The following is a 20,247-nucleotide window of genomic DNA, read 5'->3' on the forward strand; positions in this document are numbered from 1 at the left end:
CGTATTACCGGTTTTGAGTTTTTGCATGATTCAGCAGGAAAAGAACCATGTTTACTAAACGTCACCGCATCACATTACTGTTCAATGCCAATAAAGCCTATGACCGGCAGGTAGTAGAAGGCGTAGGGGAATATTTACAGGCGTCACAATCGGAATGGGATATTTTCATTGAAGAAGATTTCCGCGCCCGCATTGATAAAATCAAGGACTGGTTGGGAGATGGCGTCATTGCCGACTTCGACGACAAACAGATCGAGCAAGCGCTGGCTGATGTCCACGTCCCTATTGTTGGGGTTGGCGGCTCGTATCACCTTGCAGAAAGTTACCCACCCGTTCATTACATTGCCACCGATAACTATGCGCTGGTTGAAAGCGCATTTTTGCATTTAAAAGAGAAAGGCGTTAACCGCTTTGCTTTTTATGGTCTTCCGGAATCAAGCGGCAAACGTTGGGCCACTGAACGCGAATATGCATTTCGTCAGCTTGTCGCCGAAGAAAAGTATCGCGGAGTGGTTTATCAGGGGTTAGAAACCGCGCCAGAGAACTGGCAACATGCGCAAAATCGGCTGGCAGACTGGCTACAAACGCTGCCACCGCAAACCGGGATTATTGCCGTTACTGACGCCCGGGCGCGGCATATTCTGCAAGTATGTGAACATCTACATATTCCCGTACCGGAAAAATTATGCGTGATTGGCATCGATAACGAAGAACTGACCCGCTATCTGTCGCGTGTCGCCCTTTCTTCGGTCGCTCAGGGCGCGCGGCAAATGGGCTATCAGGCGGCAAAACTGTTGCATCGATTATTAGATAAAGAAGAAATGCCGCTACAGCGGATTTTGGTCCCACCAGTTCGCGTCATTGAACGGCGCTCAACAGATTACCGCTCGCTGACCGATCCCGCCGTTATTCAGGCCATGCATTACATTCGTAATCACGCCTGTAAAGGGATTAAAGTGGATCAGGTACTCGATGCGGTGGGCATATCACGCTCCAATCTTGAGAAGCGTTTTAAAGAAGAGGTGGGTGAAACCATCCATGCCATGATTCATGCCGAGAAGCTGGAGAAAGCGCGCAGTCTGCTGATTTCAACCACCTTGTCGATCAATGAGATATCGCAAATGTGCGGTTATCCATCGCTGCAATATTTCTACTCTGTTTTTAAAAAAGCATATGACACGACGCCAAAAGAGTATCGCGATGTAAATAGCGAGGTCATGTTGTAGCGATGATGAGAATTGTCGGCGTCGCATCAGGTAACTCAGCACAACCACCTGATGCGAGCAAAAGCCTTATCCGACTGACAAGTCGGATAAGGCTCGAGGAAATGCAATTACATATGTGCCGCGATTAACCGTTGGTTATCCTGGTACATTGCGAACAGGTAGTTGTTATAACTCTTCCCTTTGGTCGAGTAGCCCTTCAACTTGTGAATCATCGCTGTGGCAGTCACTTCCTGATCCGCTTTACGCAGCTGTGCACGCGATTTACGGAACGAAGAGTAAGCCGGATGCGTATTCAGGTTAGTAACATAGGCGCTCACCGATTCTTTGACAGAACTAAACTGTGAGTACCCCTTCACTTTACCCGGCGCATTAGTACAACGTCCTTTCATGCATTTCATGCCGAACAGATTGTTGTTGTTGCGCGCCAGCTTCGACGTTCCCCAACCGCTTTCTGCTGCAGCCATCGTCGCCACCATACTGGTGGGGATAATGTCTACGCGTTCGAGCAAGGTATTCCACGGGATTTTTCGCGTATTACCAGACCATTTCACCTTGTAGCGTTTGGCGATGTCTTTCAGACGCGCACGCTCAGCAGGTGACCATTGGCCCTGATACTGTTTTGAAATCAGCCAGTTACGTTCCGCAGTAATGGCTGCATTTTGGCTGGTAATGTAAGGCATTACGGTCCGGAGAAACGCCTTTTTCCTTGGTGTTCCGGAAGGGTATTTTCGCAAATCAGGAAGTGAACTACTCTTTGCACTATTGCGAGAATACTCTTGTTTACTGCTTACCTGTTTATTACTAGCTTTAGTTAAGTGGGACTTTTGACTCGCTGTTGTTGTGTGCGTCTTCGCTAACACCTCACTCGAAAACACCAGAGTGAGTAACATAAGAATCATCGCCCCATATCGTCGTATGGGAGTCAAAATCATCAGGTCTCCTGGTCGGATTTAATCATTCCAACACCTTATATTTTTCACAAATTTGAGAGTTGAATCTCAAATCATATCAAAAATAGCTGTCAAGAGCACCCCAAGGAATAGTCCAAATCTGAAACTATGTCACGAGTTAACGATTCAGATTGGCGCTAAATCGCAGAAAATGTGGGGTTTATCGCAAAATTCAGCCGTTTTTTGTGCGCGATCGCTCACCCTTGCTTCTCATCCTGTGGACTTACCGCTCAGGGATGAGTTTTGTCTGGCTTATCGCTGGCAAACTGTCTGAAATCGCAGCAATAAGGACTCATCCGCCATGAAACTCGCCGCCTGTTTTCTGACACTCCTTCCTGGCTTCGCCGTTGCCGCCAGCTGGACTTCTCCGGGGTTTCCCGCCTTTAGCGAACAGGGGACGGGAACATTTGTCAGCCACGCGCAGTTGCCCAAAGGTACGCGTCCACTAACGCTAAATTTTGACCAACAGTGCTGGCAGCCTGCGGATGCGATAAAACTCAATCAGATGCTTTCCCTGCAACCTTGTAGCAACACGCCACCTCAATGGCGATTGTTCAGGGATGGCGAATATACGCTGCAACTAGACACCCGCTCCGGTACACCAACATTGATGATTTCCATCCAGAACGCCGTCGAACCGGTAGCAAGCCTGGTCCGTGAATGCCCGAAATGGGATGGATTACCGCTCACACTGGATGTCAGCGCCACTTTTCCGGAGGGAGCCGCAGTCCGGGATTATTACAGCCAGCAAATTGCGATAGTGAAGAACGGTCAAATAACGTTACAACCCGCTGCCACCAGCAACGGTTTACTCCTGCTGGAACGGGCAGAAACTGACGCCCCTGCCCCTTTCGACTGGCATAACGCCACGGTTTACTTTGTGCTGACAGATCGTTTCGAAAACGGCGATCCCAGTAATGACCAGAGTTACGGACGTCATAAAGACGGTATGGCAGAAATTGGCACTTTTCACGGCGGCGATTTACGCGGCCTGACCAACAAACTGGATTACCTCCAGCAGCTGGGCGTCAATGCTTTGTGGATAAGCGCCCCATTTGAGCAAATTCACGGCTGGGTCGGCGGCGGTACAAAAGGCGATTTCCCGCATTATGCCTACCACGGTTATTACACACAGGACTGGACGAATCTTGATGCCAATATGGGCAGTGAAGCCGCTCTACGGACACTGGTTGATAGCGCGCATCAGCGCGGTATTCGTATTCTCTTTGATGTCGTGATGAACCACACCGGCTATGCCACACTGGCGGATATGCAGGAGTATCAGTTTGGCGCGTTATATCTTTCTGGTGACGAAGTGAAAAAAACGTTGGGTGAACGCTGGAGCGACTGGAAACCTGCCGCCGGGCAAACCTGGCATAGCTTTAACGATTACATTAATTTCAGCGACAAAACAGGCTGGGATAAATGGTGGGGAAAAAACTGGATCAGAACCGATATCGGCGATTACGACAATCCTGGATTCGACGATCTCACTATGTCGCTGGCCTTTTTGCCGGATATCAAAACCGAATCAACGACCGCTTCTGGTCTGCCGGTGTTCTATAAAAACAAAACGGATACCCACGCTAAAGTCATCGACGGTTTTACCCCTCGCGATTACTTAACCCACTGGTTAAGTCAGTGGGTTCGCGACTATGGGATTGATGGTTTTCGGGTCGACACCGCCAAACATGTTGAGTTGCCCGCCTGGCAGCAACTGAAAACCGAAGCCAGCGCCGCACTTCGCGAATGGAAAAAAGCTAACCCCGACAAAACATTAGATGACAAACCGTTCTGGATGACCGGTGAAGCCTGGGGCCACGGCGTGATGCAAAGTGACTACTATCGCCACGGCTTCGATGCGATGATCAATTTCGATTATCAGGAGCAGGCGGCTAAAGCAGTCGATTGTCTGGCGCAGATGGATACGACCTGGCAGCAAATGGCGGAGAAATTGCAGGATTTCAACGTGTTGAGCTACCTCTCGTCGCATGATACCCGCCTGTTCCGTGAAGGAGGCGACAAAGCAGCAGAGTTATTATTATTAGCGCCAGGCGCGGTACAAATCTTTTATGGTGATGAATCCTCGCGTCCGTTCGGCCCCACCGGTTCGGATCCGCTGCAAGGTACGCGTTCGGATATGAACTGGCAGGATGTTAGCGGTAAATCTGCCGCCAGCGTCGCGCACTGGCAGAAAATCAGCCAGTTCCGCGCCCGCCATCCCGCAATTGGCGAGGGCAAACAAACGACACTTTCACTGAAGCAGGGCTACGGCTTTGTTCGTGAGCATGGCGACGATAAAGTGCTGGTCATCTGGGCTGGGCAACAGTGACTTTTCCGGCTTCCCGTTCGTCAGTACCTCGGGAAGCCGCCAACCAGGATAAAATGTCAGCTCTAATCAGCGTTGCAGGATAAAGCACCGCTCCCTCTTCAACAGAGCGATTTGCACCCCAGCAAATGTAGCGTTATTGTTACCTTCCTTGCTACAGAGTTCGACAGATATCCCGCTATGACATTCTCCCTTTTTGGTGACAAATTTACCCGCCACTCCGGCATTACGCTGCTGATGGAAGATCTGAACGACGGTTTACGCACGCCCGGCGCGATTATGCTCGGCGGCGGTAATCCGGCGCAGATCCCGGAAATGCAGGACTACTTCCAGACGCTACTGACCGACATGCTGGAAAGTGGCAAAGCGACTGATGCACTGTGCAATTACGACGGTCCACAGGGGAAAACGGAGCTACTCACACTGCTTGCCGGAATGCTGCGCGAGAAGTTGGGTTGGGATATCGAACCACAGAATATTGCACTAACAAACGGCAGCCAGAGCGCGTTTTTCTACTTATTTAATCTTTTCGCCGGACGCCGTGCCGATGGTCGGGTCAAAAAAGTGCTGTTTCCGCTGGCACCGGAATACATTGGCTACGCTGACGCCGGACTGGAAGAAGATCTGTTTGTCTCTGCGCGTCCGAATATTGAACTGCTGCCGGAAGGCCAGTTTAAATACCACGTCGATTTTGAGCATCTGCATATTGGCGAAGAAACCGGGATGATTTGCGTCTCCCGGCCGACGAATCCAACAGGCAATGTGATTACTGACGAAGAGTTGCTGAAGCTTGACGCGCTGGCGAATCAACATGGCATTCCGCTGGTGATTGATAACGCTTATGGCGTCCCGTTCCCGGGTATCATCTTCAGCGAAGCGCGCCCGCTGTGGAATCCGAATATCGTACTGTGCATGAGTCTTTCCAAGCTGGGTCTACCTGGCTCCCGCTGCGGCATTATCATCGCCAATGAAAAAATCATCACCGCCATCACCAATATGAACGGCATTATCAGCCTGGCACCTGGCGGTATTGGTCCGGCGATGATGTGTGAAATGATTAAGCGTAACGATCTGCTGCGCCTGTCTGAAACAGTCATCAAACCGTTTTACTACCAGCGTGTTCAGGAAACTATCGCCATCATTCGCCGCTATTTACCGGAAGATCGCTGCCTGATTCATAAACCGGAAGGAGCCATTTTCCTCTGGCTATGGTTTAAGGATTTGCCCATTACGACCGAGCAGCTCTATCAGCGCCTGAAAGCACGCGGCGTGCTGATGGTGCCGGGGCACAACTTCTTCCCAGGGCTGGATAAACCGTGGCCACATACACATCAATGTATGCGCATGAACTACGTGCCGGAGCCGGAGAAAATTGAGGCGGGTGTGAAGATTCTGGCAGAAGAGATAGAAAGAGCCTGGGCTGAAAGTCACTAAAAATTGCCTGATGCGCTACGCTTATCAGGCCTACATGATTTCTGCAATATATTGAATTTGGTAGAATTTGTAGGCCGGATAAGGCGTTTTAGCCGCATCCGGCATAAACAAAGCGCACTATCCCTGCGTTGAGAAACGCCGGAAAAACGTTTCAAACAGGCTGCTGCCGTAGCCGATGTCGCTGCACTTTCTCGACATCCATGCACTGCAACGCCTTTGTCGGGCAGGCTTCAACACAGGCCGGTCCCGTCGCCCGATGCCAGCACAGATCGCACTTAATCGCCCTCGCCTTTTTGCGCGAAGAAACGACCTCCATCGCACCAAACGGGCAAGCCAGCATACAGCTTTTACAGCCAATGCAACGTGATTGTTCAACGAAAATATGCCCATGTTCGCGGCTTATCGCGTCAACAGGGCAGACATTCGCGCACGGTGCATCTTCACACTGATGGCAGGCTACAGCCGTGGTCCATGTGTGGTCTTTAATGACACGAATACGGGAAATAAACTCGTCTGGTGACAACGCAGCGCAATCCTGATTCTCCTGATGCGACACTGCGCAAGCCACTTCACAGGTACGGCAACCGATACATTTCGTCGCATCCGCAATAATAAACCGGTTCATGATCACTCCTTTGCACTAAAACAGCAGAGTGCCAGAGAGCGCGTCTCTACTGCTTTGATCCAACGAAGGAAATGTTAAAGTTTTGGCACTTGTCCAAAGCGTTATGTGATCGCGCCCTGGTCGTCCCTGACAGTAAATCCCAGTTCATTAGAAATAGCCTGCGCGGTTTCACGCAGTGGTTTCAGGAGATTTTTCTCCCCCACCTGTTTCAGACGTGATGTCGAAAGCGAAATCGACACGGCGTACGGCACCCGCCCATGAATATCAAACACCGGAACAGCAATACAGGAGACGCCGAGTTCGTTTTCTTCTCTGTCCATCGCCGCTCCGCTTTCACGAATGTGCGCCAGTTCGTCGAACATCGCGGGCAGCTCGGTAATGGTATTGCGGGTTAACGGCTGGATCTCATGCTGATGGCTTTCCCAGTATGACTTCACGTAGTCCGGGTGGCCAAACGCCATGTAGATCTTGCCCATTGCGGAACAGTAGAGCGGCATATGCTGGCCAATATAGGCACGGGTTCGCAGCATCCCGGTTGTGGGTTCCAGCTTATAAATCAAAATAGCGTGATCGTCTTCGCGGCTGGAGAAGTTAATAGTTTCACCAGTGGCGATGTTCAGTGCCTCAAGATGCGGAGCGGCGATATGAATGATATTCAGCGAAGACAGCGCCTTCTGCCCGACGGCAATAAATTTGGTGGTCAGGCGATAACTCCCTGCGGCGGGCGCGGTGGTCACATAGCCGCAGGATTGTAATCCCTGCAATAAGCGATGGACGGTACTCTTATTTAAACCAGCCAGCTCCGAAAGATGCGCCAACGGACAACCGTTTGGATAGTTGCTCAAAATCTCAATCAGCATCAACCCGCGAAACAGACTCTGGCTTCCGGCTGGACGCTCTTTTTCCTGCGCCATCTCGTTCTCTTTTTTTCCCATCACTTCTTTCCCCATTTTGTCGCGTCAAGATGGTAGCGCAAAGTGTGTCGTAGTTCACGATCTCGACAGATAATTTATAACCACTTGATTTTTAAGTTTTTTGAAATTCATCAATCAGATTGCTTTGTTAAAAAGCGATCGATATATTTGAAATCAGATTTCGCATATTGAAATTTTAAGCCAAAAAAGCGATCAAAAAAACAAGGAAGCCAGGGATGAAAGTGACATTTGAGCAGTTAAAAGCAGCCTTTAATCGAGTCTTAATTTCACGCGACGTTGACAGCGAAACGGCTGATGCCTGTGCCGAAATGTTCGCCCGCACCACCGAATCCGGCGTTTATTCTCACGGCGTCAACCGTTTCCCTCGTTTCATTCAACAACTGGAAAACGGCGATATCATTCCTGATGCCCAACCCAAACGTATAACCAGCCTCGGCGCAATTGAACAGTGGGACGCCCAGCGTTCGATCGGTAACCTGACAGCGAAAAAGATGATGGATCGCGCCATTGAACTGGCTGCCGATCACGGTATTGGTCTGGTGGCACTACGTAATGCCAACCACTGGATGCGCGGCGGCAGCTACGGCTGGCAGGCGGCGGAAAAAGGCTATATTGGCATTTGCTGGACCAACTCCATCGCCGTAATGCCGCCGTGGGGCGCAAAAGAGTGTCGCATCGGCACTAACCCGCTGATCGTCGCCATTCCTTCTACCCCAATCACCATGGTCGATATGTCGATGTCGATGTTCTCTTACGGCATGTTAGAAGTTAACCGTCTGGCAGGCCGTCAGCTCCCGGTCGATGGTGGCTTTGATGATGAGGGCAATTTGACCAAAGAACCTGGCGTTATCGAGAAGAATCGCCGCATTTTGCCGATGGGTTACTGGAAAGGTTCGGGCATGTCGATTGTGCTGGATATGATCGCCACTCTCCTTTCTGACGGCGCATCGGTTGCCGAAGTCACCCAGGACAACAGCGACGAATACGGCATTTCACAAATTTTTATTGCCATTGAAGTAGATAAGCTTATCGACGGCCCCACCCGCGATGCCAAACTGCAACGCATCATGGATTACGTTACCACCGCTGAACGCGCTGACGAAAATCAGGCCATTCGCTTACCCGGCCACGAATTTACTACCCTGCTGGCCGAAAACCGCCGTAACGGTATTACCGTTGATGACAGCGTGTGGGCAAAAATCCAAGCGTTATAAGGAGATAACCCATGATTTTTGGACATATCGCGCAGCCTGACCCGTGCCGTTTGCCTGCCGCCATTGAAAAGGCGCTTGATTTTCTGCGCACCACCGACTTCAACGCCCTGGAACCGGGCGTTGTCGAAATCGACGGCAAGAATATTTATGCGCAAATTATCGATTTAACCACACGCGAAGCGGCGGAAAACCGTCCGGAAGTGCATCGTCGGTATATCGATATTCAGTTTCTGGCGTGGGGTGAAGAGAAAATCGGCATTGCTATTGATACGGGAAATAATAAAGTCAGCGAATCACTATTAGAGCAGCGCGATATTATTTTTTATCACGATAGTGAACATGAATCATTTATAGAAATGATACCGGGCAGCTACGCTATTTTCTTCCCGCAGGATGTTCACCGACCAGGTTGTATTCTGCAAACAACCTCTGAGATACGAAAAATTGTGGTTAAAGTCGCATTAACAGCGCTGAATTAATCGAATAATCGTCTACGCCAGAACGCCTGGGTAATGTTATTGCTCTAACTATATTAATAATTTAGGTTGCTGCACATGCAACTTGAATTATGACAGACATAGCCTCAAGGAATAGCTATGAAAAAAATACTTGAAGCAATACTGGCGATTAATCTCGCCGTACTTTCCTGTATTGTGTTTATAAACATTATTTTAAGATATGGTTTTCAGACAAGCATTTTATCTGTAGATGAATTGTCACGTTATTTATTTGTCTGGTTAACATTTATTGGCGCGATTGTGGCTTTTATGGATAACGCCCACGTTCAGGTCACCTTTCTGGTGGAGAAACTCTCCCCCGCATGGCAGCGACGAGTCGCTCTGGTTACCCATTCCTTAATCTTATTTATTTGTGGCGCACTGGCCTGGGGCGCAACGCTAAAAACAATTCAGGACTGGAGCGATTATTCACCGATCCTCGGTTTGCCCATCGGCCTGATGTATGCCGCTTGTCTGCCCACCAGCCTCGTTATCGCATTCTTTGAACTGCGTCATTTATATCAACTCATCACGCGTAGCAATTCTCTAACGTCGCCACCGCAAGGAGCTTAATCATGGCTGTGCTGATTTTTCTGGGCTGTCTGTTGGGTGGTATTGCTATCGGTTTGCCTATTGCCTGGGCACTGTTGTTGTGCGGAGCGGCGTTAATGTTCTGGCTGGACATGTTTGATGTCCAGATCATGGCACAAACGCTGGTGAACGGAGCCGACAGCTTCTCCCTGCTGGCGATTCCGTTCTTTGTGCTGGCGGGTGAAATCATGAATGCGGGCGGCTTGTCAAAACGCATTGTTGACCTGCCGATGAAACTGGTGGGGCATAAACCTGGCGGGTTGGGCTACGTCGGCGTGCTGGCGGCTATGATTATGGCGAGCCTTTCTGGTTCTGCTGTTGCTGATACCGCCGCCGTTGCCGCGCTATTAGTGCCGATGATGCGCAGCGCTAACTACCCGGTCAACCGGGCTGCGGGGCTGATTGCCTCTGGCGGCATTATCGCGCCAATTATTCCCCCTTCCATTCCGTTTATTATTTTCGGCGTTTCCAGCGGATTATCCATCAGTAAGCTGTTTATGGCGGGCATTGCCCCTGGCATGATGATGGGCGCAACGCTGATGCTTACCTGGTGGTGGCAGGCCAGTCGCCTTAATTTACCCCGCCAGCAAAAAGCAACGATGCAGGAAATCTGGCACTCTTTTGTCTCCGGTATCTGGGCGCTGTTTCTTCCAGTCATCATTATTGGCGGGTTTCGCTCCGGTCTGTTTACCCCTACCGAAGCCGGGGCCGTTGCTGCTTTCTATGCGCTGTTTGTCGCCACAGTTATTTACCGTGAAATGACCTTCGCCACACTTTGGCATGTGCTCATTGGCGCAGCGAAAACGACCTCAGTGGTGATGTTTCTGGTAGCCTCGGCACAAGTTTCCGCCTGGCTGATCACCATTGCTGAACTGCCGATGATGGTTTCTGATTTACTGCAACCGCTGGTCGATTCACCGCGTCTGCTGTTTATCGTCATTATGGTGGCTATCCTGATTGTCGGCATGGTCATGGATTTAACGCCGACGGTATTAATTCTTACCCCGGTATTAATGCCTTTAGTTAAAGAGGCAGGAATCGATCCGATTTATTTCGGTGTCATGTTTATCATTAACTGCTCAATCGGCTTAATTACACCGCCTATCGGTAATGTGCTTAACGTTATTTCAGGGGTGGCAAAACTCAAATTCGATGATGCAGTCAGAGGCGTTTTCCCTTACGTCCTGGTTTTATATTCATTATTAGTCGTATTTGTTTTTATTCCCGATCTCATCATCCTCCCTTTGAAATGGATTAATTAAAAGGAAAATATTATGAAATTACGCTCTGTAACCTACGCATTATTCATTGCTGGCCTGGCTGCATTTAGTACATCTTCACTGGCGGCGCAATCTTTACGTTTCGGTTATGAAACCTCACAAACCGACTCGCAACATATTGCGGCGAAAAAATTCAATGATTTATTGCAGGAGAGAACCAAAGGCGAGCTGAAATTAAAACTGTTCCCGGACAGTACTCTCGGTAACGCACAGGCGATGATCAGCGGCGTACGTGGCGGCACCATCGATATGGAAATGTCCGGCTCGAATAACTTTGCCGGGTTGTCACCTGTGATGAACCTGCTTGATGTCCCTTTCCTGTTCCGCGATACCGCCCACGCGCATAAAACGCTCGACGGCAAAGTCGGTGATGACCTGAAAGTCTCCCTTGAAGGTAAAGGACTGAAAGTACTGGCCTATTGGGAAAACGGCTGGCGCGATGTCACCAACTCGCGTGCGCCAGTGAAAACACCTGCTGACCTGAAAGGGCTGAAAATCCGCACCAACAATAGCCCGATGAATATCGCCGCATTCAAAGTCTTTGGCGCTAACCCGATCCCGATGCCGTTTGCCGAAGTCTATACCGGGCTGGAAACCCGCACTATCGACGCTCAGGAACACCCTATCAACGTCGTCTGGTCAGCAAAATTTTTCGAAGTGCAGAAATACCTTTCTCTGACCCATCACGCCTATTCCCCGCTTCTGGTGGTGATCAACAAAGCGAAGTTTGACGGCTTAACCCCAGAGTTCCAGCAGGCGCTGATCTCATCTGCGCAGGAAGCGGGTAACTACCAGCGCAAACTGGTTGCCGAAGATCAGCAAAAAATCATCGACGGCATGAAAGAAGCGGGCGTGGAAGTCATCACCGATCTCGACCGCAAAGCCTTTAGCGACGCACTGGGTACTCAGGTCCGCGACATGTTTGTTAAAGATGTTCCGCAGGGCGCTGAGCTGCTGAAAGCCGTGGATGAGGTGCAATAAACCATGACGCAATACTGGCTGGGGTTAGATTGTGGCGGTAGCTGGCTGAAAGCCGGGCTGTATGACCGCGAAGGCCGGGAGGCAGGCGTGCAGCGCCTGCCGCTGTGCGCATTAAGCCCGCAGCCAGGTTGGGCAGAGCGCGATATGGCAGAACTGTGGCAATGCTGCATGGCTGTCATTCGCGCCCTGCTTACTCATTCTGGTGTTAGCGGGGAACAAATTGTCGGTATCGGCATCTCCGCACAGGGAAAGGGCTTGTTTTTGCTGGATAAAAACGACAAGCCGCTCGGTAACGCCATTTTGTCCTCGGATCGCCGGGCGATGGAAATCGTTCGTCGCTGGCAGGAAGATGGCATCCCGGAAAAACTCTACCCGCTGACCCGACAAACCTTGTGGACCGGGCATCCGGTGTCGCTGTTACGCTGGCTGAAAGAGCACGAACCAGAACGCTACGCGCAAATTGGCTGCGTGATGATGACGCACGACTACCTGCGCTGGTGTTTAACCGGCGTCAAAGGTTGCGAAGAGAGCAATATTTCTGAGTCCAATCTCTACAACATGAGTCTTGGGGAATATGACCCGTGCCTCACCGACTGGCTGGGAATCGCTGAAATCAACCACGCCCTGCCACTTGTTGTCGGATCTGCCGAAATCTGCGGGGAGATCACCGCTCAGACAGCCGCACTGACCGGTCTGAAAGCGGGTACGCCCGTTGTCGGCGGCCTGTTTGATGTGGTTTCCACCGCACTCTGCGCCGGGATCGAAGACGAATTTACCCTCAATGCGGTGATGGGCACCTGGGCGGTGACCAGCGGCATAACCCGTGGTTTACGTGACGGTGAAGCGCATCCGTATGTCTATGGTCGCTACGTTAACGATGGTCAATTTATCGTTCATGAAGCAAGCCCCACCTCTTCCGGCAATCTCGAATGGTTTACCACACAGTGGGGAGAAATCTCGTTTGATGAGATCAACCAGGCCGTTGCCAGCTTGCCGAAGGCCGGGGGCGATCTCTTTTTCCTGCCGTTCCTGTACGGCAGCAACGCTGGACTCGAGATGACCAGCGGTTTCTACGGGATGCAGGCCATTCACACCCGCGTACACCTGTTGCAGGCCATTTATGAAGGCGTGGTGTTCAGCCATATGACCCATCTCAACCGGATGCGCGAACGTTTTACTGATGTGCACACCCTGCGCGTCACTGGCGGTCCGGCGCACTCCGATGTCTGGATGCAAATGCTGGCGGACGTCAGCGGTCTGCGTATCGAGCTGCCGCAGGTGGAAGAAACCGGCTGCTTTGGTGCGGCACTTGCCGCCCGCGTCGGCACCGGAGTTTATCGCGATTTCAGCGAAGCCCAACGTGATTTACAGCACCCGGTACGCACCCTGCTGCCGGATATGACCGCCCATCAGCTTTACCAACAAAAATACCAACGTTATCAGCATCTCATTGCCGCACTTCAGGGCTTTCACGCCCGCATCAAGGAGCACACATTATGAGCCGACCACTTCTGCAACTGGCCCTCGACCACTCATCACTTGAAGACGCACAGCGCGACGTGACGCTGTTAAAAGACAGCGTCGATATCGTCGAAGCGGGCACCATTCTCTGTTTAAACGAAGGGCTTGGCGCAGTGAAAGCCTTGCGCGAACAGTGCCCGAACAAAATCATCGTCGCTGACTGGAAGGTCGCCGATGCCGGTGAAACGCTCGCGCAACAGGCGTTTGGCGCAGGCGCTAACTGGATGACCATCATCTGCGCCGCACCGCTCGCGACGGTGGAAAAAGGCCACGCGATGGCGCAACGCTGCGGTGGTGAAATTCAGATCGAGTTGTTCGGTAACTGGACGCTGGACGACGCCCGCGACTGGCATCGTATTGGCGTGCGGCAGGCCATTTATCATCGCGGTCGCGACGCGCAGGCCAGCGGGCAACAGTGGGGCGAGGCCGATCTGGCACGCATGAAGGCGCTTTCCGATATCGGCCTTGAGCTTTCCATTACCGGCGGGATTACCCCTGCTGACCTGCCGCTGTTTAAAGATATTCGCGTGAAAGCGTTTATTGCCGGGCGAGCACTGGCAGGCGCAGCAAATCCGGTGCAGGTGGCTGGCGATTTCCATGCACAAATTGATGCCATCTGGGGAGGTGCGCGTGCGTAATCATCCGTTAGGGATTTATGAAAAAGCGCTGGCGAAAGATCTCTCCTGGCCGGAGCGGCTGGTGCTGGCAAAAAGCTGTGGCTTTGATTTTGTCGAAATGTCGGTGGATGAAACCGACGAACGGCTCTCACGTCTTGACTGGAGCGCCGCACAACGTGCTTCGCTGGTCACTGCGATGATCGAAACGGGTGTTGGGATCCCGTCGATGTGCCTGTCCGCACATCGTCGCTTTCCTTTTGGTAGCCGTGACGAGGCAGTGCGCGAACGGGCGCGGGAAATCATGAGTAAAGCGATTCGCCTGGCGCGCGATCTCGGCATTCGCACCATTCAACTGGCGGGTTATGACGTCTATTACGAAGACCACGACGAAGGCACCCGGCAACGTTTTGCTGAAGGGCTGGCGTGGGCAGTCGAACAGGCGGCGGCATCACAAGTAATGCTGGCGGTGGAGATTATGGATACTGCGTTTATGAACTCCATCAGCAAATGGAAAAAGTGGGACGAGATGCTCGCCTCGCCGTGGTTCACCGTCTACCCGGACGTCGGCAACCTCAGCGCCTGGGGCAATGATGTTCCCGCCGAACTGAAACTGGGCATTGACCGTATCGCCGCGATCCACCTGAAAGACACCCAGCCAGTTACCGAGCAAAGCCCCGGACAGTTCCGCGACGTGCCGTTTGGCGAAGGCTGCGTCGATTTCGTTGGCATCTTCAAAACGCTGCATGAACTGAACTATCGCGGTTCTTTCCTGATTGAGATGTGGACCGAAAAAGCCAAAGAGCCGGTGCTGGAGATTATTCAGGCGCGGCGCTGGATTGAAGCGCGTATGCAGGAGGCTGGATTTATATGTTAGAGCAACTGAAAGCCGACGTGCTGGCGGCGAATCTGGCGCTTCCCGCTCACCATCTGGTGACGTTCACCTGGGGCAATGTCAGCGCGGTAGACGAAACGCGGCAATGGATGGTAATCAAACCTTCCGGCGTCGAGTACGACGTGATGACCGCCGACGATATGGTGGTGGTTGAGATAGCCAGCGGTAAGGCGGTGGAAGGCAGCAAAAAGCCCTCGTCCGATACGCCAACGCATCTGGCGCTTTACCGTCGCTATGCCGAAATCGGTGGCATTGTGCATACCCACTCGCGCCACGCCACCATCTGGTCACAGGCCGGGCTGGATCTCCCCGCCTGGGGCACCACGCACGCCGATTATTTCTATGGTGCCATCCCCTGCACGCGACAGATGACCGTAGAGGAGATTAACGGCGAATATGAATATCAGACCGGCGAAGTGATCATTGAAACTTTCGAAGAACGCGGCAGGAGTCCGGCACAAATCCCGGCGGTACTGGTACATTCTCACGGCCCGTTCGCCTGGGGAAAAAATGCCGCCGATGCGGTGCATAATGCCGTAGTGCTGGAAGAGTGCGCCTATATGGGCCTGTTCTCGCGCCAGCTTGCGCCGCAGCTCCCTGCGATGCAAAACGAACTGCTGGATAAGCACTACCTGCGTAAGCATGGGGCCAATGCCTATTACGGGCAGTAATCCCTCACGCCGGGGCTTCATTGCCCCGGCACTACGAATTGATATGTTCCTTGCTGTAACGTCGCTTCCACGCAGCTGGCGTTAAACCGGTGTGCTTGCGAAAAATCTGCCGGAAATAGCCGACGTCATTAAACCCGCACAACGCCGCCACTTCAGTGAGCGATCGCGCTTCGCTAATTAACAGCTTTTCGGCTTCGCGCACTCGCTGGCGATGAATTGCTTCTGTTAACGTCAGATGAAACACCCGCCGGTAGACGCGCCCAAGATAATCGGCATTGCAGTACAGCTCGCGGGCTAAAAGCGCCGTAGAAAGCGGGCGATGATATTGCGTGCGGATCAGTTTCTGCGCTTTCCAGGCAAGCGTGGTACCTGCGGCATCGGCCTGTTCATCAAGACGCGCGTCACGGGTGAGTTGCTGCAAAATCAGCAGCACAATAAACTCCAGCGCCGGAGTGCGTTGATGCTTTTCCTGTTCGCTTAAGAACTGGCGAAACAGGGCCACCAGCGCCTGCCGATCGGCAACTTTTGTTTGTTGCGGCACGCTAAGATGAGTGAGCCAGCGCGGGTCGTTGTCCGGCGCTTTAACCTCAAAATGCAGCCAGTAAAATTTGAGATCGGCGGGAAAATCCTCTACCCCAACATGCTGTCGGTTCGGCCAGAGTAATAAACTCTCTCCCGCATCGACCAGAAATATCCGCTCTTCTTCCTGAATCGTTAATCGACCTTTTTCGACAAAGATAATTTCCCATGACTCCAGCCGCCTTGCCGGATGCCTCCCTACGCCACGGGAAATAAATAATCCACCATTTTGCACTTTAATCGGTAACGTCATGGATAATTCGAGCATTGATATGTAATTTCCCGCTTATTCATTAATGATTAAACACATTACCTTTTGATTATTAATCAAAAACATTAATTTCACCTGATCCATTTCACACTTTTAAATTCAGGTCGGAATCGTCACCTTTTTTTACTCTTTTCTCGCCTTGTTGATATTCCCGTTCACGGCAGAATTAATCAGGTCATTGCAATAAAACTAAAAATTGCTCCCTATTCACGAGGAATATCTATGACCTCTACACCGATTACTGCCGCTGATATCGCTAAAGGTAAAATTGACGATGCGTTATCTGTACGGGAAAAAATAGGCTACGGCCTGGGTGACGCAGGCGGCACCGTAATAACTTGCCTGATCATGAACTTTCTCACCTTTTTCTACACCGACGTTTTTGGCTTAACTCCGGCGCTGGTCGGCACGCTGTTTATTGCACTGCGCGTTTTTGATGCCATCTCCGACCCGGTGATGGGCGTCATTGCCGACCGGACGCAAAGTCGCTGGGGGCGCTTTCGTCCGTGGCAGTTATGGATTGCCATTCCCATCGGCATTATCGGCATCCTGACGTTCACCGTGCCAGATGCCAGCATGGGAGTAAAAATCGCCTGGGCGTTCGGTACTTACCTGCTCCTTTCAGTCGGTTATACCGCCATCAACGTACCGTACTGCGCGCTGATCAACACCATGACCACCCGCCACAATGAAGTGATCTCCTGCCAGTCCTGGCGATTCGTTCTCTGCGGCGTAGCGGGATTTCTGGTTTCGGTTGGCCTGCCGTGGATGGTGGATCTCTTCGGTCAGGGTAATGCCGCGCGCGGCTATCAACTGGGCGTCGGCGTGCTGTGCGCCATTGCCGTGGTGATGTTCCTGTGCTGTTTCTTCTGGGTTCGTGAACGGGTGCCGCTCTCCACAATGGGGAAATTTACCCTGCGCGAACATCTTGCCGGGCTGCGGAACAACGACCAACTGCTGCTGATGCTGGTCATGTCTTTCCTGCTGATTAACGTCTTTAATATTCGCGGCGGTGGGTATATGTACTTCATTACCTACGTCTTACAAGGCAGTACGGGCTACACGTCGCTGTTCTTCACCATGGTCACCTTCGCCTCCATTATCGGCTCGGTGATTGTCAGCCCGTTAACGCGGCGTTTCGATACCGTCAAAATTTACTACTACACCAACCTGCTCCTCGCTGCGCTGGCGGTGTTGATGTGGTTCCTGCCTTCTGGCCCGGCTTATCAGACGCTGTGGCTGGCGGTGATCCTCGGTAATGGCGTAATTCTTGGCTTCACATTGCCACTGCACTTCTCATTTATGGCCTTTGCCGATGACTACGGCGAGTGGAAAACCCGCGTACGTTCTTCCGGCATGAACTTCGCCTTCAATCTGTTTTTCATCAAGCTGGCATGGGCCTCCAGCGCCGGGATCATCAGCCTGCTGTTTATTTTTGTCGCCTACCAGCCAGGCGTGGAAAACCAGACCACCAGTTCGCTTGGCGGGATCACGGCGATGGAAACATTACTGCCTGCGCTATTCCACCTGCTGCTGGCAGGGGCGATCCGCTTTTGCAAACTCAATAACCCTATGATGTCACGCATTGCTAGCGACCTGCGTCAGCGTCATGTACAGCCTTAAGGAGCACAAGATGAACATTTCGGAAGTCGATCTGCATAAACTGACGGTCAGCGATCCGTTCCTCGGTCAGTACCAACAACTGGTCCGCGATGTGGTGATTCCTTATCAGTGGGACGCCTTGAACGATCGTATCCCAGAAGCGGAACCCAGCCATGCGATTGAAAACTTTCGCATTGCCGCAGGACTGCAAGACGGTGAATTTTACGGGATGGTGTTTCAGGACAGCGACGTCGCAAAATGGCTGGAAGCGGTAGCCTGGTCGCTGTGCCAGAAGCCGGATGCCGAACTGGAAAAAACCGCTGACGAGGTGATTGAACTGATCGCCTCCGCCCAGTGCGAAGATGGCTATCTCAATGCTTACTTTACGGTAAAAGCGCCCGAAGAACGCTGGAGCAATCTGGCGGAGTGTCATGAACTTTACTGCGCCGGTCATCTGATTGAAGCCGGAGTCGCCTTCTTCCAGGCCACGGGAAAACGGCGCTTGCTGGAAGTGGTTTGCCGTCTGGCCGATCATATCGACAGCGTATTTGGTCCAGGTGAAAGTAAGTTACACGGTTATCCTGGTCACCCGGAAATTGAACTGGCACTAATGCGCCTGTATGAAGTGACCGAAGAGCCGCGCTACCTGGCGCTGACGAACTATTTTGTCGAACAGCGTGGTGCGCAACCGCACTATTACGACCAGGAATATGAAAAGCGCGGGCAGACCTCGCACTGGCACACCTACGGCCCGGCGTGGATGGTGAAAGATAAAGCCTACAGCCAGGCGCATTTGCCCATCGCACAGCAACAAACCGCCATCGGACATACAGTACGCTTTGTATATCTGATGACTGGCGTCGCACATCTCGCGCGTTTAAGTCACGATGAAAGCAAGCGTCAGGATTGCCTGCGGCTGTGGAACAATATGGCCCAGCGTCAGTTATATATTACCGGCGGCATTGGCTCACAAAGCAGCGGCGAAGCGTTCAGCAGCGATTACGATCTGCCGAATGACACGGTTTACGCCGAAAGTTGTGCTTCCATCGGCCTGATGATGTTCGCCCGGCGAATGCTGGAAATGGAAGGCGACAGTCAATATGCCGATGTGATGGAGCGCGCACTGTACAACACTGTGCTCGGCGGCATGGCGCTGGATGGCAAACATTTCTTCTACGTTAATCCGCTGGAAGTGCATCCAAAAACGTTAAAATTCAACCATATCTACGATCACGTTAAGCCGATCCGCCAGCGTTGGTTTGGTTGCGCTTGTTGTCCGCCAAATATCGCCCGCGTGCTAACCTCGATTGGTCATTATCTCTACACGCCGCGTGAAGATGCGTTGTATATCAACATCTACGCAGGAAACAGCATGGAAGTGCCGGTAGAAAATGGCACGCTGCGTCTGCGGGTTAGCGGAAACTATCCGTGGCAGGAACAGGTGACAATTGCGGTTGAATCGCCCCAGCCGGTGCGTCATACGCTGGCTTTACGTCTGCCGGACTGGTGCACACAGCCGCAGATCATATTGAATGGGGAAGAGGTCGAGCAGGATATTCGTAAAGGGTATTTGCACATTACCCGCGAATGGCAGGAGGGCGACACGCTGAATCTGACTTTGCCAATGCCGGTACGTCGCGTTTACGGTAACCCTCTGGTGCGTCACGTCGCCGGAAAAGTGGCGATTCAGCGCGGCCCGCTGGTGTATTGCCTGGAACAGGCCGACAACGGCGAGTCACTGCATAATCTGTGGCTGCCCGCCGATGCGCCATTTACGACATTTGAAGGTAAGGGATTGTTCCGCCATAAGATCTTAATCCAGGCACCGGGTTATCGGTATGAACAGAGCAATCCAGAGCAGCAACCGCTGTGGCATTACGACAGCGCGCCAGCCAAACGCCAGCCACAAACCCTGACCTTTATCCCGTGGTTTAGCTGGGCCAACCGGGGTGAAGGCGAAATGCGGATCTGGGTGAATGAGGAAAAGCATTGCCATCCGTAGGTTGGATAAGGCGCTCGCGCCGCATCCAAC

General features: G+C 52.1%; 18 protein-coding genes. 14 read left to right on the top strand and 4 right to left on the bottom strand.

Annotated elements, in window-relative coordinates; translation table 11 throughout:
- Window positions 1–47 precede the first annotated feature (47 nt).
- Window positions 48–1,226, top strand: a complete 1,179-nt coding sequence (xylR, locus tag ACJHWT_RS17920) for a D-xylose utilization transcriptional activator XylR (RefSeq protein WP_000494490.1) — start codon at window positions 48–50, stop codon at window positions 1,224–1,226.
- Between the two features lie 107 nt (window positions 1,227–1,333).
- Here the strand turns inward: xylR and ACJHWT_RS17925 are convergent, their stop codons facing one another.
- Window positions 1,334–2,158, bottom strand: coding sequence for a protein bax (locus ACJHWT_RS17925; protein WP_001297957.1), 825 nt, complete (start codon window positions 2,156–2,158; stop codon window positions 1,334–1,336).
- A 319-nt stretch (window positions 2,159–2,477) separates the two neighbouring features.
- Here ACJHWT_RS17925 and malS point away from each other — a divergent pair, with 319 nt between their 5' ends.
- Window positions 2,478–4,508, top strand: a complete 2,031-nt coding sequence (gene malS, locus ACJHWT_RS17930; RefSeq protein ID WP_000761240.1) for an alpha-amylase — start codon at window positions 2,478–2,480, stop codon at window positions 4,506–4,508.
- A gap of 177 nt (window positions 4,509–4,685) precedes the next feature.
- Window positions 4,686–5,939 carry a valine--pyruvate transaminase gene (gene avtA / locus ACJHWT_RS17935; RefSeq protein ID WP_000144359.1) on the top strand — a complete coding sequence of 418 codons (1,254 nt, stop codon included), beginning with the start codon at window positions 4,686–4,688 and terminating at the stop codon, window positions 5,937–5,939.
- A gap of 151 nt (window positions 5,940–6,090) precedes the next feature.
- Here avtA and ACJHWT_RS17940 read toward each other — a convergent pair whose 3' ends face one another.
- Together ACJHWT_RS17940 and yiaJ are read right to left on the bottom strand one after the other, a co-directional pair.
- Complete coding sequence (locus ACJHWT_RS17940; protein WP_001306607.1) at window positions 6,091–6,564, bottom strand: 4Fe-4S binding protein; 474 nt, start codon at window positions 6,562–6,564, stop codon at window positions 6,091–6,093.
- 101 nt (window positions 6,565–6,665) lie between these two features.
- Window positions 6,666–7,514, bottom strand: coding sequence for an IclR family transcriptional regulator YiaJ (yiaJ, locus tag ACJHWT_RS17945; protein WP_000514241.1), 849 nt, complete (start codon window positions 7,512–7,514; stop codon window positions 6,666–6,668).
- A 200-nt stretch (window positions 7,515–7,714) separates the two neighbouring features.
- Here yiaJ and yiaK point away from each other — a divergent pair, with 200 nt between their 5' ends.
- The 9 genes from yiaK (at window position 7,715) to araD (ending at window position 15,763) form a co-directional block, all read left to right on the top strand.
- The gene (gene yiaK, locus ACJHWT_RS17950) at window positions 7,715–8,713 is read left to right on the top strand and encodes a 3-dehydro-L-gulonate 2-dehydrogenase (protein ID WP_000869016.1); all 999 of its coding nucleotides are present in this window, start codon (window positions 7,715–7,717) and stop codon (window positions 8,711–8,713) included.
- Window positions 8,714–8,724: 11 nt separating this feature from the next.
- Window positions 8,725–9,192 (top strand): YhcH/YjgK/YiaL family protein, encoded by a 468-nt coding sequence (locus tag ACJHWT_RS17955; RefSeq protein WP_000576055.1) that lies wholly within the window; start codon window positions 8,725–8,727, stop codon window positions 9,190–9,192.
- Window positions 9,193–9,309: 117 nt separating this feature from the next.
- A complete protein-coding gene (gene yiaM / locus ACJHWT_RS17960) occupies window positions 9,310–9,783 on the top strand; it encodes a 2,3-diketo-L-gulonate TRAP transporter small permease YiaM (RefSeq protein ID WP_000721664.1) in 474 nt (157 codons plus the stop codon).
- A gap of 2 nt (window positions 9,784–9,785) precedes the next feature.
- Window positions 9,786–11,063 (top strand): 2,3-diketo-L-gulonate TRAP transporter large permease YiaN, encoded by a 1,278-nt coding sequence (gene yiaN / locus ACJHWT_RS17965; protein WP_000279599.1) that lies wholly within the window; start codon window positions 9,786–9,788, stop codon window positions 11,061–11,063.
- A 12-nt stretch (window positions 11,064–11,075) separates the two neighbouring features.
- On the top strand, window positions 11,076–12,062 hold the full coding sequence (gene yiaO / locus ACJHWT_RS17970; RefSeq protein ID WP_000776897.1) for a 2,3-diketo-L-gulonate TRAP transporter substrate-binding protein YiaO: 987 nt from the start codon (window positions 11,076–11,078) through the stop codon (window positions 12,060–12,062).
- A gap of 3 nt (window positions 12,063–12,065) precedes the next feature.
- Window positions 12,066–13,562 carry an L-xylulokinase gene (gene lyxK, locus ACJHWT_RS17975; protein ID WP_000196053.1) on the top strand — a complete coding sequence of 499 codons (1,497 nt, stop codon included), beginning with the start codon at window positions 12,066–12,068 and terminating at the stop codon, window positions 13,560–13,562.
- Window positions 13,559–14,221, top strand: coding sequence for a 3-keto-L-gulonate-6-phosphate decarboxylase UlaD (gene ulaD, locus ACJHWT_RS17980; protein ID WP_000089517.1), 663 nt, complete (start codon window positions 13,559–13,561; stop codon window positions 14,219–14,221). The genes lyxK and ulaD overlap by 4 nt, the downstream gene beginning before the upstream one ends.
- Window positions 14,214–15,074, top strand: coding sequence for an L-ribulose-5-phosphate 3-epimerase (locus ACJHWT_RS17985; RefSeq protein WP_001318106.1), 861 nt, complete (start codon window positions 14,214–14,216; stop codon window positions 15,072–15,074). The genes ulaD and ACJHWT_RS17985 overlap by 8 nt, the downstream gene beginning before the upstream one ends.
- Window positions 15,068–15,763 (top strand): L-ribulose-5-phosphate 4-epimerase, encoded by a 696-nt coding sequence (araD, locus tag ACJHWT_RS17990; RefSeq protein ID WP_000893129.1) that lies wholly within the window; start codon window positions 15,068–15,070, stop codon window positions 15,761–15,763. Before ACJHWT_RS17985 ends, araD begins: the two co-directional genes overlap by 7 nt.
- A 31-nt stretch (window positions 15,764–15,794) precedes the next feature.
- On the opposite strand, the gene ACJHWT_RS17995 is transcribed toward araD, so the two are convergent.
- The gene (locus tag ACJHWT_RS17995; RefSeq protein ID WP_000891831.1) at window positions 15,795–16,610 is read right to left on the bottom strand and encodes an AraC family transcriptional regulator; all 816 of its coding nucleotides are present in this window, start codon (window positions 16,608–16,610) and stop codon (window positions 15,795–15,797) included.
- A gap of 225 nt (window positions 16,611–16,835) precedes the next feature.
- On the opposite strand from ACJHWT_RS17995, the gene ACJHWT_RS18000 reads away from it, so the two are divergent.
- Window positions 16,836–18,236, top strand: coding sequence for an MFS transporter (locus ACJHWT_RS18000; RefSeq protein WP_065203368.1), 1,401 nt, complete (start codon window positions 16,836–16,838; stop codon window positions 18,234–18,236).
- Window positions 18,237–18,246: 10 nt separating this feature from the next.
- Complete coding sequence (locus ACJHWT_RS18005) at window positions 18,247–20,217, top strand: glycoside hydrolase family 127 protein (protein ID WP_001026859.1); 1,971 nt, start codon at window positions 18,247–18,249, stop codon at window positions 20,215–20,217.
- Window positions 20,218–20,247 lie beyond the last annotated feature (30 nt).

The organism is Escherichia sp. WS338 (assembly GCF_046486405.1).
GTDB classification, from domain to species: Bacteria; Pseudomonadota; Gammaproteobacteria; order Enterobacterales; family Enterobacteriaceae; genus Escherichia; species Escherichia coli.

What these genes read in the sequence shown, in the direction of transcription:
- xylR (WP_000494490.1), top strand. Translation starts at nt 48, where the DNA reads ATGTTTACTAAACGTCACCGCATCACATTACTGTTCAATGCCAATAAA.
- ACJHWT_RS17925 (WP_001297957.1), bottom strand. Translation starts at nt 2,158, where the DNA reads ATGATTTTGACTCCCATACGACGATATGGGGCGATGATTCTTATGTTA.
- malS (WP_000761240.1), top strand. Translation starts at nt 2,478, where the DNA reads ATGAAACTCGCCGCCTGTTTTCTGACACTCCTTCCTGGCTTCGCCGTT.
- avtA (WP_000144359.1), top strand. Translation starts at nt 4,686, where the DNA reads ATGACATTCTCCCTTTTTGGTGACAAATTTACCCGCCACTCCGGCATT.
- ACJHWT_RS17940 (WP_001306607.1), bottom strand. Translation starts at nt 6,564, where the DNA reads ATGAACCGGTTTATTATTGCGGATGCGACGAAATGTATCGGTTGCCGT.
- yiaJ (WP_000514241.1), bottom strand. Translation starts at nt 7,514, where the DNA reads ATGGGGAAAGAAGTGATGGGAAAAAAAGAGAACGAGATGGCGCAGGAA.
- yiaK (WP_000869016.1), top strand. Translation starts at nt 7,715, where the DNA reads ATGAAAGTGACATTTGAGCAGTTAAAAGCAGCCTTTAATCGAGTCTTA.
- ACJHWT_RS17955 (WP_000576055.1), top strand. Translation starts at nt 8,725, where the DNA reads ATGATTTTTGGACATATCGCGCAGCCTGACCCGTGCCGTTTGCCTGCC.
- yiaM (WP_000721664.1), top strand. Translation starts at nt 9,310, where the DNA reads ATGAAAAAAATACTTGAAGCAATACTGGCGATTAATCTCGCCGTACTT.
- yiaN (WP_000279599.1), top strand. Translation starts at nt 9,786, where the DNA reads ATGGCTGTGCTGATTTTTCTGGGCTGTCTGTTGGGTGGTATTGCTATC.
- yiaO (WP_000776897.1), top strand. Translation starts at nt 11,076, where the DNA reads ATGAAATTACGCTCTGTAACCTACGCATTATTCATTGCTGGCCTGGCT.
- lyxK (WP_000196053.1), top strand. Translation starts at nt 12,066, where the DNA reads ATGACGCAATACTGGCTGGGGTTAGATTGTGGCGGTAGCTGGCTGAAA.
- ulaD (WP_000089517.1), top strand. Translation starts at nt 13,559, where the DNA reads ATGAGCCGACCACTTCTGCAACTGGCCCTCGACCACTCATCACTTGAA.
- araD (WP_000893129.1), top strand. Translation starts at nt 15,068, where the DNA reads ATGTTAGAGCAACTGAAAGCCGACGTGCTGGCGGCGAATCTGGCGCTT.
- ACJHWT_RS17995 (WP_000891831.1), bottom strand. Translation starts at nt 16,610, where the DNA reads ATGCTCGAATTATCCATGACGTTACCGATTAAAGTGCAAAATGGTGGA.
- ACJHWT_RS18000 (WP_065203368.1), top strand. Translation starts at nt 16,836, where the DNA reads ATGACCTCTACACCGATTACTGCCGCTGATATCGCTAAAGGTAAAATT.
- ACJHWT_RS18005 (WP_001026859.1), top strand. Translation starts at nt 18,247, where the DNA reads ATGAACATTTCGGAAGTCGATCTGCATAAACTGACGGTCAGCGATCCG.